Genomic DNA, 14,632 nt, shown 5'->3' on the forward strand with positions numbered 1-14,632 from the left:
CCCTGCGGATTTCTGAAGAGGGAATTCTGTGAAACCGGTCGGCGGGGTTGTCTCAGCCCGCCACGCCGCTTTCCGCACCGCCACGCTGCAACGGGTTGGGCCAGGCCTCGCCGTTGCCGGCAAACGAAAGTGAGACGGAGTTCAGGCAGTGGCGCTCATGGGTGGGCGGCGGCCCGTCCGGGAACACGTGGCCGAGGTGGCTGCCACAGCGGGCGCAGGTGATCTCGGTGCGGATCATGCCGTGGCTGGTATCGCGGATCTCACGCACGTGTGCCGCGTCGTAGGGGGCGAAGAAGCTCGGCCAACCGGTGCCGGAATCGAACTTGGTGCTGGAGCGGAACAGGGGCAGCCCACACAGCCGGCAGCAGTAGACACCCTCACGCTTGTTGTCCAGGAACACGCCACAGAACGGTGCTTCGGTGCCGTGCTGCAGCAGCACGCGGCGTTCTTCGCTGCTGAGGCCGGCGACCAGGGTGTCGGTCTGGGAGGCGGCAGGGGGCGTCAGGTCGAAGGCACTCATGCTGGCTCTCCGTGGGGTCGATGGCCTGGGGATGCCTGCAGACGTGGGGGTGTGACCGCCGTCTTGCAAGTGTGAGCTGCGTTCATGGGCGGCACACGGGCGCGGGCGCATGGTGGGGAGGATTCCTGCTGGAGCGTGCCATGAAGACCCTTTCCATCTGGGTGCTGTCGGCTCTGCTGCCCCTGTCGGCACAGGCCCAGGTGCCCACCACATCGCCGACCACCACCCGCAGCACCACCACCGTGGCGCCAGCGCCGGTGCCGCCGCCCCCACAGCCGGCAAGACCGCAGCCGCAGGTCCTGCCGTCACCGCAGCCGACGCAGCCGATCAAGTCCACCGGCCCGGCGCAGGTGGTGCCGACGCCGGCGCCGAAGCTGCCGGACAAGGTCTATGACCGCAACGGGCGCATCGTTCCCGGCGTCAAGCCGGTCGGCCCGAACCGTGTGTTCGACTCCCGTACCGGCCGCTACTACGACAGTGTGCCGGCCGGCAGTGGCCAGCAGGTCAAGCCATAGGGCAGTCCGCCACCGCCCGCGGCGGGTGGTGACCGCGCCGGCTGAACGCCTGAAAACACACTGCTGCCGCTCACGGCTTTTTCGCCTGTGATTAACCGCCGCAGGACCACCGTGGCCCTGCGCCGGCATCCCGCCGTCGCATGTCCTTCGTCCTTTGGATCGCGATCATGAAGAACCCGCAGAACCGTCATCCCGGCAAGGAAGCGCAGAGCCATAAGCCGCAGCAGCAGCAACAGCAGCAGATGGACCCGCAGCGGCCGCAGAAGGGCGGCAAGCAGCAGGAAACACGCCAGCAGCAGGGCTCGATGAAGCACCCGCAGCAGCGCTGACGCCCCTGGAACAGGGCCGGAACCCGCAGCGCGGGCTCTGGCCCTTCATTCCGGAATCGGCAGGCTGAGCGTCTCCTTGACCTCTTCCATGACGATGTAGCTCTTCGATTCGCGCACGTGCGGCAGGGTCAACAGGGTGCTGCCCAGCAGTTTGCGGTAGGAGGCCATCTCGCTGATCCGCGCCTTCAGCAGGTAGTCGAAGTCGCCGGACACCAGATGGCACTCGAGCACGTTCGGCAGCTTCAGCGCCGCGCGCCGGAACTCCTCGAAGATGTCGCCGGACTTGTAGGCCAGGCTGATCTCCACGAACACCAGCAGGCTGGCTTTCAGCGCCGTGGGATCCAGGTGAGCGTGATAGCCGGTGATCACGCCCTCGCGCTCCAGCCGGCGCACGCGCTCGGTGCACGGGGTGGTCGACAGGCCCACGCGCTCGCCCAGCTCGGTAAAGGAAATGCGGCCTTCGGCCTGGAGGATGCGCAGGATCCTGCGGTCGATCTTGTCCAGTTCACGGGGGCGGGCGGCCATGGGCGTCAACCTGGGGAAGTGAATCACGGGGAAACATCTTGCCCGCAGCGTGAAAAACAGGCAAATTGCCTATGAATGGAAGAATATACTTCCCCGATTATGGCCCTGGCGTGCTCAAACGCAGGGAATGATCGGGTTGGAGAATTTCCATGCGAGTCCTAGTTCTCGGCAGCGGCGTGATCGGCACCACCAGTGCCTGGTACCTGCGACAGGCCGGGTTTGATGTCACGGTCGTCGACCGCCAGCCCGGCCCCGCGCTGGAGACCAGTTTCGCCAATGCCGGCCAGCTGTCATTCGGCTACACCTCGCCCTGGGCCGCGCCCGGCGTGCCGAAGAAGGCGATCGGCTGGCTGTTCGAGAAGCATGCACCGCTGGCGATCCGTCCCGGCATGGATCTGGCCCAGTACCGCTGGCTGTGGCAGATGCTGCGCAACTGCACCCACGAGCGCTATGCGATCAACAAGGCGCGCATGGTGCGCATGTCCGAGTACAGCCGCGATTGCCTGAACGAGCTGCGCGCGCAGATCGGCATCGAGTTCGAGGGGCGCGACCTGGGGACCACCCAGCTGTTCCGCACCCAGCAGCAGCTGGATGCCTCGGCACAGGACATCGAGATCCTGGCCCGCTATGGCGTGCCGTACGAAGTGCTGGATCGCGCCGGCATCATCGCCGCGGAGCCGGCGCTGGCCCATGTTGATGGCCTGGTCGGTGCGCTGCGCCTGCCGCGCGACCAGACCGGCGACTGCCAGCTGTTCACCCGCCGCCTGGCGCAGATGTGCACCGACGCCGGTGTCGAGTTCCGCTTCGACCAGGACATCAGCGCCATCGAGTCGGATGGAGAGCGCATCACCGGCGTGCGCATCGCCGGCAAGCTGGAGACTGCCGACCGCTATGTGGTCGCGCTGGGCAGTTACTCGCCGGCGCTGGTCGCGCCGCTGGGCATGCGCCTGCCGGTGTACCCGCTGAAGGGGTATTCGTTGACCCTGCCGATCACCGATCCGGCCATGGCTCCGACCTCGACCATCCTCGATGAGAGCTACAAGGTTGCTGTAACCCGCTTCGACAACCGCATCCGTGTCGGTGGCATGGCCGAAGTGGCCGGTTTCGACCTGTCGCTGTCACCGCGTCGCCGCGAGACCCTGGAGCTGGTGGTTCGTGACCTTTACCCGAAGGGCGGGGACCTGTCGCGCGCGCAGTTCTGGACCGGCCTGCGCCCGGCCACGCCGGATGGCACGCCGGTGATCGGCGCCACGCCCTTCCGCAACCTGTATCTCAACACCGGTCACGGCACCCTGGGCTGGACCATGGCGTGTGGTTCAGGTCGCTACCTGGCCGACCTGATGAGTGCACGCCAGCCACAGATCAGCACTGAAGGCCTGGACATCTTCCGCTACGGCCAGTTCGGCCATGCCCCGCAACACGAGAGCCGCACATGCGTCCTGCCCGCGCGCTGATCGATCTGCACGCGCTGCGCAGCAACTACCGGCTGGCCCGCGAGCTGGGGGGCGGCAAGGCGCTGGCGATCATCAAGGCCGATGCCTATGGCCATGGCGCCGTGCGCTGCGCGCAGGCCCTGGAAGACGAGGCCGACGGCTTCGGGGTGGCGACCATCGAAGAGGCGCTGGAGCTGCGCAAGGCCGGTATCCGCGCGCCCATCCTGCTGTTGGAAGGCATTTTCGAAGCCAGCGAGATGGCGCTGGTGGCCGAGCATTCGCTGTGGTTCTCGGTCGGCTCGCCGTGGCAGCTGGAAGCGCTGGCTGCCTTCGACAGCCCGCATCCGTTGACGGTCTGGCTGAAGCTGGACAGCGGCATGCATCGCCTGGGTCTGGACGTGGAGACCTTCCGCGCCGCACACGCGCGCCTGCAGGCGATGCCGCAGGTGGAGCGGATCGTGCTGATGACCCATCTGGCGCGTGCCGATGAACTGGACAGCGAACGTACCCACGAGCAGGCCGCCACCTTCGCGCGTGCAATCGAGGGCCTGCAGGGTGAGACCAGCGTGTGCAATTCGCCGGCCCTGCTTGGGTGGCCCGACGTGCGCAGCGACTGGGTGCGCCCGGGGCTCATGCTGTACGGCGCCAACCCGATGCCGGACGACACGGATCTGACCGCGCGGCTGCGCCCGGTGATGACCATGCAGTCCAAGGTGATTGCCGAGCGCTGGATCGAAGCCGGTGAGCCGGTGGGATATGGCGCGCGCTTCGTGGCCAAGGCGCGTACACGCGTGGGCGTGGTGGCCCTGGGCTATGCCGACGGCTATCCCCAGTTCGCGCCGAACGGCACCCCGGTACTGATCGACGACCAGCCTGGCGTGCTGATCGGTCGGGTTTCGATGGACATGCTGACGGTGGACCTGACCGCACATGCACAGGCCGGCGTTGGCAGTGTGGTGGAACTGTGGGGGCAGGCCCCGACGCTTTCGGAACTGGCGCCACGTTGCGGGGTGAGCGCCTACCAGCTGCCCTGCGCGGTCAAGCGGGTCGCCCGCGTCTACCGCGATTGATGCGCCGCCGGGCATGGCCCGGCGCTACCGGATGTCCAAAGCGCCATGCCCGGCGGGTGTCGGAAATGCACAGGTAGCGCCGGGCCATGCCCGGCGGGTGCCGGTCAACGCGCGGCGGTGGCCTGGGCGGTCAACTGCCGCTTCACCCAGTCATCGATCAGCCGCTTCTCGTAGCGCAGCGGATCGCTGTCGCTGCGCAGCCCGAGGGTGTGCAGGTAGCCGGTATCGGTCAGCTTGGCCTCGCCCTCGTCGACGATGCGGCCGCTGGCGTCCTTCAGCGTGTACTGCAGGGTGATGCGCGGCGGATAGATGTCGCGCATCACGCGTATGTCATTGGCGCGCGGGCCATGCCACGGTTCGTAGTCGCCCGCGCGCTTGATGTCGACCAGGGTGATGTCCAACGTCTGCCCGGCCTGCAGCGGCTTGGCGGCGCTGGTCTGCAGGTAGCGCGCCAGCTGCTGCACCCAGTCGCCGCGTTCGGCCTCGAAGCGGTTGTGGCTCTGGCGGATCTCGGTGAATGTCGCCGGATCGTTCCACTGCACGTTGACCGGGCCGTCGGCCTGCAGCGTGCGCGGCGCATCCGGGCTGGTGACGGTGCGCGGCGCGGCGTTCGCAGCACCCGCGGCAAGGGCCGCGGCCAGCAGCAGGGTGGCGGACAGAGAGCGGTTCATGGCGGTCTCCTGCGTCCCCGGAATGGGGGCGGATGTTGATCTCGCATCGAGTGTGATCCTGCCGGCGGGGCCCAGCAATGGCCGAATGCGTCAACAGCGTCGGCGGTTGTCGCCAATTCATGGTCGTCAACCATGACTGACGGCGCTTGACGCTGTGAATACGTCCTTTGGAAGATGCTGTGCCTCCATCCGGTACGCCCCAGACGCCCTTGTCCACACTGCCGCCCCTCGCGGAGCGCCCGCCCTTGATGGTTCCGGCGCCCGAACCCGACCTGCATCGCGGTGTGCTTGAACGCATCAACGCCGGCTTTTGTGTGATCCAGGTCATGTTCGACGCCGATCGCGCAGTGGATTACCGCTTCCTTGAGGTGAATGACGCTTTCGAGCGCCACACCGGTCTCAAGGACGCCCGCGGCAAGTGCATGAGCGCGCTGGAACCGAACCACGAGAGCGACTGGTACCGCATCTACGGCGAGGTGGCGCGCAGCGGACGGCCGGCGCAGTTCGAGATGGAAGCGCGGGCGCTGGGGCGCTCGTTCGCGGTGGACGCGGTCCGTGTGGGCCGCCCCGGCGAGGACAAGGTCGGCATCCTGTTCTTCGACATCACCGCACGCAAGCAGATGGAGCTGGAGCTGGGCGAGAGCGAGGCCCGGTTCAGCGCGTTGGCCGATGGCCTGCCGATGCCGGTCTGGGTGCTGGATGAGCGCGGACATGCGCGCTTCGTCAACAGCGCCTTCAGTGAGTTCTTTGGTGGCGACGAGACGCGTGTGCCGGAGGATGTCTGGCGCGGCCTGGTGCATCCGGATGATGCGTCGGTGTTCGAGTACGAACTGCAGGAAGCTTTGAAGGCGCAACGCTCCATGCATGCCCTCGTCCGCGCACGGCGTGCGGACGGACAGTGGCGATGGCTGGAAATGAACGCGCGTCCGCGATTCTCGCGGATGGGTCGATTCATCGGCCTGGCCGGCAGCAGTCCGGACGTGACCGAGCGCCGCGAGATCGAACTGGCCCGTGAAGAGCTGCTGCAGTCCGAGCGCGCCGCACGCAGTGCCGCCGAGAACATGGCGCGCCTGAAGGATGAATTCCTGGCGACCCTGTCGCACGAACTGCGCACGCCGCTGACCACCATCCTTGGCTGGAGCGAGCTGTTGCTGCAGCGTGTCGACAACACCAGCCCGCTGTACAAGGGGCTGGGCGTGATCGCCAACAGCGCCGGTGCACAGAAGCGGCTGATCTCGGACATGCTCGACCTCAGCAGCATGCTGCTGGGCAAGGTGCAGCTGGAAGTGGAAGTACTGGACCTGCGCGAACTGCTGGGCGAGGCGATCGGTGCGCAGGAGCTGGTGGCCGAGGGCAAGGCACTGGACGTGCAGTTGCGGCTGCCTGAGCAGCCGAGCCTGGTGCTCGGGGATGCGACGCGGTTGCAGCAGGTGTTCTGGAACCTGTTGTCGAACGCCATCAAGTTCACGCCGGCCGAGGGCCGCATCGAGATGCAGCTGCGGGCCGACGGCAAGCACTGGGAGGTTACCGTGCGCGATACCGGTGATGGTATTGCTCCGGAGTTCCTCAATCATCTGTTCAGCCGCTTCCGGCAGGCCGACGGCACCACCACCCGCCGCCATGGTGGGCTCGGCCTGGGCCTGGCGATCGTGCAGCAGCTGGTCGAGCTTCACGGCGGCACGGTCACTGCGGCCAGCGAAGGCCATGGCCACGGTGCCACGTTCACCGTACGCCTGCCGCAGCATCTGCCCGATGCCGAGCGGCGGCCGCTGCGCGAGGTGATCAGCGGGCCGATTCTGGAGCCGGTGGTCGTCGAGCCCTATCCGCTGCGGGGCATGCACGTACTGGCCGTGGAAGACCAGCCGGAAGTGCTGGAGTACCTGCGGCGCATGCTGGAAGAGCAGGGCGCGACGGTGTCAGCTGCCAGTTCGGCCGGCGAAGCGTTGGCGCTGCTGGCCGATGCCGGCCACCTGCAGTACCACGTGATGCTGACCGACATCGGCATGCCGGGTATGGATGGTTATGGGTTGGTGCGCACCCTGCGCGAAGACATGGGCGTGGATGCGGCGACCCTGCCGGCGGTGGCCGTGACCGCGCTGGCGCGTGCGGATGACCGTCGGCGCGCGCTGGCCTCGGGCTTCCAGGAGCATGTGGCCAAGCCGTACTCGGTGGCCCAGCTGGTGGCTGCGGTGCGCAAGGTGCAGGTGCCGCGCGCCGACAGCGCGCTGCACTGAGCATTCACGGTGGATCGGCGACGCTGCACGCAGGAGGTTCTCCGATGTCCCGTATTGCTCCACGCATCCATACCGACCCGGCCCAGATCGCGCGCCTGGAGGCCCTGCTGCCGCAGCTCGACGGCGAAACGCAGGTCGAACTGACACTGCTTGATGGCCGCCGCCTGCTGGGCACGGTCGCCGTGCGCCCAACGGTGCAGCAGTACCGCAACGACGCCGGCGATGAAGGCAGCAACGGCCAGCTGCGCCTGGACGACTACGACACGCCGGTGCAGCAGCATCACGTCTGGCTCGACGAGATCGCCAGCATCCGCCAGCTGCCACCCAGAACGACGTGATCCGGCAGGGGGCCGGGCTCACGCCCGGCTGCGGTCCGCACGCCCGGGCCTCGGCTCGGGCGCGACTGGCACGTCAGTGCTCGAACACCGTCGGGGTTGCCTCGAACCGCCGGGCATAGGCGCGCTCCTCCGCCACCCGCGCCACCTCGTCGTCGGCCAGGTCCGGTGCGCCGTATACCGCGTATGCCACGCTGCCATCGGCGCCGTGGCCGACCTGGTGCAGCCGGTAGCGTGAATGTCCACCGCCGGTGTCCTCGGGGTAGTGCACGGGAGGATGGCTGCCTTCCAGGTCCATTTCGCTGTTGTCGACCACGCCACCGACGAACAAGGCACGCATGCGGATTCTCCTGCTGGAAGTCTCGGGGGACCTCTACCCTGAAGGGTCCGATGTTGCTGGGGCATCAATGCCCCGTTGAAGTTTCGCAAAGTGGCCTGCCGGGCCGGACCGCGCGAGCCGGTACAATGGACGGCCCTCACGCTTCAAGTAACCGCGCCGATGGCCGCCAGCGACGACGCCCCCCTGCAGACCCTGCTCCTGCCGTTCTCCCAGGGCGCGCTGCGCTGGCCGGACGGGCCGGCTGCGTTCCTGCGTGCCCGCGACGGCTGGCCACTGCGTGAGCAGGCCGGCGGGCGCGAGGTGCACTGCGAGCAGAGTTTTGCGCCGTTCGCGCAGCCCCTGCAGCAGGCCGCCGGCTGGACCGTCAGCGGCCAGCTTGACGATGTCGCGGGCCGGGGCCGCTACCCGCTGGTGCTGGTGCTGCCGCCGCGCCAGCGCGAGGAGGCCCGCGCGCTGTTCGCCCGTGCCCTGGCATTGGCCGCAGAAGGGGGCCGCATCGTCGCCTGCCAGTCCAACAACGAGGGCGCGCGCTCCGGCGAAGGCGACCTCAAGCAGCTGGCCGGCCTCGGCGGCAGCCTGACCAAGAACCATTGCCGGGTGTACTGGACCCCGCCACTGCAGGGCCAGCACGATGCCGACCTGGCCAAGCGCTGGAGCGCGCTGGATGCGGTGCGGCCGATCGTGGGTGGCCGCTTCCTCAGCCGCCCGGGCGTGTTCGCCTGGGACCGCATCGACCCGGCTTCGGCGCTGCTGGCCGAGCACCTTCCGGCCGATCTGGCCGGACGCGCGGCCGACCTCGGGGCCGGCTATGGCTACCTGTCGCGCGAGCTGCTGGAGCGTTGCCCGAAGATCACCGCGCTGGATCTGTACGAAGCCGAGCAGCGGGCCCTGGCACTGGCCGAGCTGAATCTTGCACCACCGCCGCGCCCGCTGCCGCTGCGCTTCCTGTGGCGGGACGTCACCGCCGGCATCGAGCCGGGGTACGACGTCATCATCAGCAATCCGCCGTTCCATACCCCGTCGCGCGCGGACCGGCCGGATATCGGCCAGCGCTTCATCGCCGTGGCGGCGCAGGCGCTGCGCCCGGGTGGTCGCCTGTACGTGGTGGCCAACCGCCACCTGCCGTACGAACACACGCTCAACGACAGCTTCGGCGCGGTGCGCGTGGTCGCCGAGCGTGACGGGTTCAAGCTGGTCGAAGCGGTAAAGGGGAAGGGCCGATGAAGCTGGTCAAGCACATCGCCAACCTGGGCTATGGCAGCCGCAAGCAGGTGCAGTGGATGTTCCGCGAAGGCCGTATCACCGACGCCGACGGCGAGGTGCTGTATGCCGACGACCAGGTGCCGCACGAGGCCGTGCGGGTCGACGGCGAGCCGCTGGATCCGCCGCCGGGGTTGTCGATCGCGCTGCACAAGCCGGCCGGCTACACCTGCTCGACCAAGGACACCGGCCGCCTGATCTACGATCTGCTGCCGCCGCGTTTCCGCGACCGCGACCCGGTGCTGTCCACGGTCGGCCGGCTGGACCGCGACACCAGCGGCCTGCTGCTGCTGACCGACGATGGCGGCCTGCTGCACCGGATCATCTCGCCGAAGTCGAAACTGCCCAAGATCTACGAGGTGGAGCTGGCCCAAGACCTGCGCGGCGACGAAGTGGCCCTGTTCGCCAGCGGCACGCTGATGCTGGAGTCGGAGAAGACCGCCCTGCTGCCGGCTGAACTGGAGGTGCTGGGTCCACGCAAGGCGCGCCTGGTACTGCATGAAGGCCGCTACCATCAGGTGCGCCGCATGTTCGCCGCTACCGGCAACCATGTGCAGGCACTGCACCGCAGCCGCGTCGGTGGCCTGGACCTGGAGGGGCTGGCCGAGGGGCAATGGCGGCTGCTGACCTCCACCGACCTGGATACGCTGTTCGCTCCATGACTGTCATCGCTGCGCTGCCGTTTCTTCCCGACGCCGTCATCTTCGACATGGACGGCCTGATGATCGACAGCGAGCGGGTGTCCATCGCCTGTTGGTGTGAGGCTGCCGAAGCGTTCGGCCTGCCGCTGGATGCATCCTTCTTCGTGCGCATGGTCGGCCTTGGCGATCGCGACAGCCAATCGCTGCTGCGCCAGCAGGGCGTGGAGGACAGCGTGATCGAGGCGATGGCGCTGCGCTGCCATGATCTGTATGAGCAACGCACGCAGACCGGCCTGCCTCTGCGGCCGGGCATCCTGGAGCTGCTGGAACTGCTGAAGGCGCATGCGATTCCGCGTGCGGTGGCGACCACCACGCGTCAGCCGCGGGCCAACCGCAAGCTGGGCGCTGCCGGTCTGCTGCCGTACTTCGATGCAGTGATCACCAGTGGCGACGTGGCGCGGCCGAAGCCGGCGCCGGACATCTACCTGCTGGCCGCACAGCGGCTGGGGCAGGCGCCGGAGCGCTGCCTGGCGCTGGAGGACTCACCTGCGGGGACCCGTGCGGCGTTGGCCGCAGGCATGACCGTGATCCAGGTGCCGGACCTGGTGCATCCCGATGAGGAACTGCGCGCGCTCGGCCATCGCATCGTCGGCTCGCTGCGCGACGCGCACGCCCTGCTGCTGCCGCTGCTGCCGCGCCCGGCGTAGGCGCGCGCTGCCTTTGCGCCGGGCATGGCCCGGCGCTACCAGAGGCGGTGCTGCCGACTACGCGGTAGCGCCGGGCCATGCCCGGCGACCGTGCAGGCCAATGGCGGGCGATCAGACCCGACCGAACACCAGGGCCGCGTTGGTGCCGCCGAAGCCGAAACTGTTGGACATCACCGTGTCCAGCACCTGTGCGCGGCTTTCGCGCAGGATCGGGAAGCCTTCCACCGCCGGGTCCAGCTCGCTGATGTTGGCCGAGCCGGCAACAAAGCCATCGCGCATCATCAGCAGGCAGTAGATGGCTTCGTGCACGCTGGCCGCGCCCAGCGAATGGCCGGACAGCGCCTTGGTCGAGGACAGCGGCGGCACGGCCTCGCCGAACACCTCGCGGATCGCGTTGAGTTCGGTGACATCGCCCAGCGGGGTCGAGGTACCGTGCGTGTTGAGGTAGTCCAGCGGGCGGTCCACGTTCTGCAATGCCATCTTCATGCAGCGCACCGCGCCCTCGCCGGACGGTGCCACCATGTCCGCACCATCGGATGTCACGCCATAACCGATCAGCTCGGCATAAATGCGTGCGCCGCGCGCAACCGCATGATCGTAGTCTTCCAGCACCAGCATGCCGCCACCACCGGCGATGACGAAGCCGTCGCGGTCCTTGTCGTAGGGGCGCGACGCGCTGGCCGGGGTGTCGTTGAAACTGGTCGACAGCGCGCCCATCGCATCGAACATCACGCTCATCGACCAGTGCAGGTCTTCACCACCGCCGGCGAACATGATGTCCTGCGCGCCGTGCCGGATCATGTCCGCGGCGGCGCCGATGCAGTGCGCCGACGTCGCGCAGGCCGCCGACAGCGAGTAGCTCACGCCCTTGATCTGGAACGCGGTGGCCAGGCACGCCGACACGGTGGAGCACATCGTGCGCGGCACCATGTACGGGCCGACCTTGCGCACGCCACGTGCACGCAGCAGATCGACCGCGCCGATCTGCCACTCGCTGGAGCCGCCGCCGGAGCCGGCGATCAGGCCGGTGCGCAGGCCACTGACCTGCGCCTCGTCCAGCCCGGCATCGGCGATGGCATCGCGCATGGCGATGTAGGCGAACGCTGCTGCATCGCTCATGAAGCGCTTCTGCTTGCGGTCGATCAGGGCGTCCAGGTCGAGGTCGACACGACCGCCGATCTGGCTGCGCAGGCCCGCTTCGGCGTGGTCGGCCAATGCGGTGATGCCGGCACGCCCCTCGCGCAGTGCGGAAGAGACGGTATCCAGATCATTGCCGAGGCAGGACGTGATGCCCATGCCGGTGATGACGACACGACGCATCAGAAGCTCCCGGTTTCAGTGAACAGGCCCACGCGCAGGTCGCGAGCGTTGTAGATCTCGCGATCGTCCACATACATGCGGGCGTCGGACTGGGCCATCACCAGCTTGCGGTTGATGACGCGCGTGATGTCGATCTCGTAGCGCACGCGCTTGGCGTCCGGCAGTACCTGGCCGGTGAACTTGACCTCGCCGCAGCCCAGGGCGCGGCCCTTGCCGGGAGCACCCAGCCAGGTCAGGTAGAAGCCGGTCAGCTGCCACATCGCATCCAGGCCCAGGCAGCCGGGCATCACCGGGTCGCCGATGAAGTGGCAGCCGAAGAACCACAGGTCCGGGCGGATATCCAGTTCGGCGCGTACCATGCCCTTGCCATGCGGGCCGCCGTCCTCGCGGATGTCGGTGATGCGGTCGAACATCAGCATCGGGTCGTTGGGCAGACGGCCGGCGGCGGCGCCGAACAGTTCACCGCGTGCGCTGGCCAGCAGCTGGTCGCGGTTGAACGCGTGGAGACGAGTCATGAAACGCAATCCTGGAAGCGACGAACAGGGATACAAGTGCTCGAGAATGCCCTTGGAAGCGCTGCCGATCAAACATTTCAACCGTACGCAACCGTAGTGTTTTCAATGGAATACGCGCATCCTGTTGATGTGCAACGACCATACCTCGGCGTGTGGCCCACCCACGCCGAACCCGCCCCGTACACCTGACATGACCCGACTGCGCAAGATCATCCACGTCGACATGGACGCCTTCTACGCGTCGGTGGAGCAGCGCGACGATCCCTCACTGCGCGGCAGGCCGGTGGTGGTGGCGTGGCGCGGTGCGCGCTCGGTGGTATGCGCGGCGTCCTACGAAGCGCGCGTGTTCGGCGTGCGTTCGGCGATGCCGGCGATGCGTGCCGAGCGCCTGTGCCCGGACGCGATCTTCGTGCCGCCGGACTTCGCGCGTTACAAGGCCGTGTCGCGCCAGGTGCGCGAGATTTTCCTGCGCCATACCGACCTGGTCGAGCCGCTGTCGCTGGATGAGGCCTATCTGGACGTGACCGAGCCGAAAAGTGGCATCGAGCTGGCGACCGAGATCGCACGCACGATCCGCGCACAGATCCGCGACGAGACCCAGCTGACCGCTTCAGCGGGCATCGCGCCGAACAAGTTCCTGGCCAAGATCGCCTCGGACTGGCGCAAGCCCGACGGCCAGTTCGTGATTCCACCGCAACGGGTGGACGCATTCCTGGCGCCGCTGCCGGTCAGCCGCGTGCCCGGCGTAGGCAAGGTGATGGAAGGCAAACTGACGGCGCGCGGCATCATCACCTGCGGTGACCTGCGGCAATGGGCGCTGGCGGATCTGGAGGACGCGTTCGGCAGCTTCGGCCGCAGCCTCTACAACCGTGCACGCGGCGTCGATGAACGGCCGGTGGAGCCGGACCAGCCGGTGCAGTCGATCTCTTCCGAGGACACCTTTGCCGAGGACCTGCTGCTTGAAGACCTGGGCGAGGCCATTGTGCAGCTGGCAGAGAAAACCTGGAACGCCACGCGCCGGACGGAACGCGTGGGCCACACCGTGGTGCTGAAGCTGAAGACGGCGCAGTTCCGCATCCTTACCCGCAGCTTCACCCCGGACCGCCCGCCGGAATCGATGGAGGAGCTGCGCGATGCCGCGCTGGCGCTGCGCGCGCGCGTGGACCTGCCGGCCGACACGCGCTATCGCCTGGTGGGCGTCGGCCTGGGCGGTTTCCGCGACAAGGAACCGGTGGTGCAGGGGGAGCTGTTCGAGCAGGCGTCGAACGATCCGCACCGCCCCTGACCGCGGTCCTGCCTCACGGCCACTGCATTTCGCCCTTGGCCACCTTCGCGCTCAGCTGCAGCGATTCCACGCCCTCCAGCCGCGGGTAACGCGCCTGCATCGCCTTCACCAGCGCCTGGCTGTCCTTCGCTTTGGCCGCTTCCGCGTCGAACGCACGGATGTACCCGGCGGTGAAGCGCAGCGCACTGGCGTCCAGCGCCGCCCCTTGCGCGTAATGGCCCGGTACCACCACCTGCGGCTTCAGTGCCTGCAGTCGCTGCAGGGTCTGCAGCCAGTCGGCATGCGACTTCGGGGTCTGCGTGTCGGCCATCCACACATGCTCGCCGGCGACCACGGGGATGCCACCGACGATCGCGCGCAGTGAAGGCACCCACAGCACGCTGCGGTCCGGCGTAGGGCCATCGAGTCCGATCAAGGGCAGGCGCTGCCCTTCCAGCAGCAGCGCGTCGCCCTCCAGCACCTGCGGCACAACGATGCGCGCCGGTGCGTCGGCCCCCATCTTCGGGCCCCAGTAGGCACGCTTGCCGGCGTGGGTCTGCTGGATGTGGGCCACGGTCTGCGCCGTGGCGACGATGCGTGCGTGCGGGAAGGCGTCCTGCAGCGTGGCCAGGCCGAAGTAGTAATCCGGATCGCCATGGCTGATGTAGATCGTGGTCAGTTGCTTGCCGCTGGCACGGACCAGCTCGACCAGCCTGCGCGCGTCGCTGGCTGCGAACTGCGCGTCGACCAGGATCGCATCGTGGCGGCCTTCGATCAGCACCGATGACACGGAGAACATCGCCTGCGGGCCAGGATGGAAGTACTGCAGGTGCAGCTGTGATTTCGCCGCCGTGGCCGGCGCCGGGGCAGCCGGTGCGGCCAGCAGCGGGGCGCTGGCGAAGCTGGTGACCAGTGCAAGCGGAAGCAGCAGGGCAACGGAACGCATGCGGAAC

Annotated in this window: 17 protein-coding genes; 10 read left to right on the forward strand and 7 right to left on the reverse strand. The window is 68.0% G+C overall.

What is annotated here, in order from left to right; translation table 11 throughout:
- Window positions 1–52: 52 nt before the first annotated feature.
- A complete protein-coding gene (msrB, locus tag N8888_RS02115; protein WP_197600638.1) occupies window positions 53–520 on the reverse strand; it encodes a peptide-methionine (R)-S-oxide reductase MsrB in 468 nt (155 codons plus the stop codon).
- Window positions 521–660: 140 nt separating this feature from the next.
- Between msrB and N8888_RS02120 the strand changes: the two genes are divergently transcribed.
- The gene (locus N8888_RS02120) at window positions 661–1,035 is read left to right on the forward strand and encodes a classical arabinogalactan protein 4 (RefSeq protein ID WP_111186593.1); all 375 of its coding nucleotides are present in this window, start codon (window positions 661–663) and stop codon (window positions 1,033–1,035) included.
- A 167-nt stretch (window positions 1,036–1,202) separates the two neighbouring features.
- Window positions 1,203–1,364 carry a lana protein gene (locus N8888_RS02125; protein ID WP_429000973.1) on the forward strand — a complete coding sequence of 54 codons (162 nt, stop codon included), beginning with the start codon at window positions 1,203–1,205 and terminating at the stop codon, window positions 1,362–1,364.
- A 45-nt stretch (window positions 1,365–1,409) separates the two neighbouring features.
- On the opposite strand, the gene N8888_RS02130 is transcribed toward N8888_RS02125, so the two are convergent.
- The gene (locus N8888_RS02130) at window positions 1,410–1,889 is read right to left on the reverse strand and encodes an Lrp/AsnC ligand binding domain-containing protein (RefSeq protein WP_053518243.1); all 480 of its coding nucleotides are present in this window, start codon (window positions 1,887–1,889) and stop codon (window positions 1,410–1,412) included.
- A gap of 149 nt (window positions 1,890–2,038) precedes the next feature.
- Between N8888_RS02130 and N8888_RS02135 the strand changes: the two genes are divergently transcribed.
- Window positions 2,039–3,343, forward strand: a complete 1,305-nt coding sequence (locus N8888_RS02135) for a D-amino acid dehydrogenase (RefSeq protein ID WP_053518245.1) — start codon at window positions 2,039–2,041, stop codon at window positions 3,341–3,343.
- Complete coding sequence (gene alr / locus N8888_RS02140; RefSeq protein WP_263177213.1) at window positions 3,322–4,392, forward strand: alanine racemase; 1,071 nt, start codon at window positions 3,322–3,324, stop codon at window positions 4,390–4,392. The genes N8888_RS02135 and alr overlap by 22 nt, the downstream gene beginning before the upstream one ends.
- 104 nt (window positions 4,393–4,496) lie before the next feature.
- Here alr and N8888_RS02145 read toward each other — a convergent pair whose 3' ends face one another.
- The gene (locus tag N8888_RS02145) at window positions 4,497–5,063 is read right to left on the reverse strand and encodes a DUF3016 domain-containing protein (protein WP_053518248.1); all 567 of its coding nucleotides are present in this window, start codon (window positions 5,061–5,063) and stop codon (window positions 4,497–4,499) included.
- Window positions 5,064–5,311: 248 nt separating this feature from the next.
- On the opposite strand from N8888_RS02145, the gene N8888_RS02150 reads away from it, so the two are divergent.
- Complete coding sequence (locus tag N8888_RS02150; protein WP_053518251.1) at window positions 5,312–7,297, forward strand: hybrid sensor histidine kinase/response regulator; 1,986 nt, start codon at window positions 5,312–5,314, stop codon at window positions 7,295–7,297.
- 44 nt (window positions 7,298–7,341) lie between these two features.
- On the forward strand, window positions 7,342–7,635 hold the full coding sequence (locus N8888_RS02155) for a DUF3247 family protein (RefSeq protein ID WP_053518253.1): 294 nt from the start codon (window positions 7,342–7,344) through the stop codon (window positions 7,633–7,635).
- A gap of 73 nt (window positions 7,636–7,708) precedes the next feature.
- Here the strand turns inward: N8888_RS02155 and N8888_RS02160 are convergent, their stop codons facing one another.
- Window positions 7,709–7,972 (reverse strand): hypothetical protein, encoded by a 264-nt coding sequence (locus N8888_RS02160; protein WP_053518254.1) that lies wholly within the window; start codon window positions 7,970–7,972, stop codon window positions 7,709–7,711.
- Window positions 7,973–8,131: 159 nt separating this feature from the next.
- Here N8888_RS02160 and N8888_RS02165 point away from each other — a divergent pair, with 159 nt between their 5' ends.
- From N8888_RS02165 to N8888_RS02175, 3 genes are read left to right on the forward strand one after another with little or no spacing between them, the layout of a single operon-like run.
- Window positions 8,132–9,196: a class I SAM-dependent methyltransferase gene (locus N8888_RS02165; protein WP_263177215.1), complete on the forward strand. Its 1,065-nt coding sequence runs from the start codon at window positions 8,132–8,134 to the stop codon at window positions 9,194–9,196.
- A complete protein-coding gene (locus N8888_RS02170) occupies window positions 9,193–9,894 on the forward strand; it encodes a pseudouridine synthase (RefSeq protein ID WP_180875792.1) in 702 nt (233 codons plus the stop codon). The genes N8888_RS02165 and N8888_RS02170 overlap by 4 nt, the downstream gene beginning before the upstream one ends.
- The gene (locus N8888_RS02175) at window positions 9,891–10,580 is read left to right on the forward strand and encodes an HAD family hydrolase (RefSeq protein ID WP_193396637.1); all 690 of its coding nucleotides are present in this window, start codon (window positions 9,891–9,893) and stop codon (window positions 10,578–10,580) included. Before N8888_RS02170 ends, N8888_RS02175 begins: the two co-directional genes overlap by 4 nt.
- Before the next feature lie 111 nt (window positions 10,581–10,691).
- Here the strand turns inward: N8888_RS02175 and fabB are convergent, their stop codons facing one another.
- Together fabB and fabA are read right to left on the reverse strand one after the other, a co-directional pair.
- Window positions 10,692–11,900 (reverse strand): beta-ketoacyl-ACP synthase I, encoded by a 1,209-nt coding sequence (fabB, locus tag N8888_RS02180; protein ID WP_065182526.1) that lies wholly within the window; start codon window positions 11,898–11,900, stop codon window positions 10,692–10,694.
- A complete protein-coding gene (gene fabA / locus N8888_RS02185) occupies window positions 11,900–12,415 on the reverse strand; it encodes a 3-hydroxyacyl-[acyl-carrier-protein] dehydratase FabA (protein WP_053518264.1) in 516 nt (171 codons plus the stop codon). The genes fabB and fabA overlap by 1 nt, the downstream gene beginning before the upstream one ends.
- 190 nt (window positions 12,416–12,605) lie before the next feature.
- On the opposite strand from fabA, the gene dinB reads away from it, so the two are divergent.
- Window positions 12,606–13,700: a DNA polymerase IV gene (gene dinB, locus N8888_RS02190; RefSeq protein ID WP_053518266.1), complete on the forward strand. Its 1,095-nt coding sequence runs from the start codon at window positions 12,606–12,608 to the stop codon at window positions 13,698–13,700.
- A gap of 13 nt (window positions 13,701–13,713) precedes the next feature.
- On the opposite strand, the gene N8888_RS02195 is transcribed toward dinB, so the two are convergent.
- Complete coding sequence (locus tag N8888_RS02195; RefSeq protein WP_065182524.1) at window positions 13,714–14,625, reverse strand: MBL fold metallo-hydrolase; 912 nt, start codon at window positions 14,623–14,625, stop codon at window positions 13,714–13,716.
- Window positions 14,626–14,632 lie beyond the last annotated feature (7 nt).

The sequence above is a fragment of the Stenotrophomonas maltophilia genome, from assembly GCF_025642255.1.
GTDB lineage: Bacteria > Pseudomonadota > Gammaproteobacteria > Xanthomonadales > Xanthomonadaceae > Stenotrophomonas > Stenotrophomonas maltophilia_P.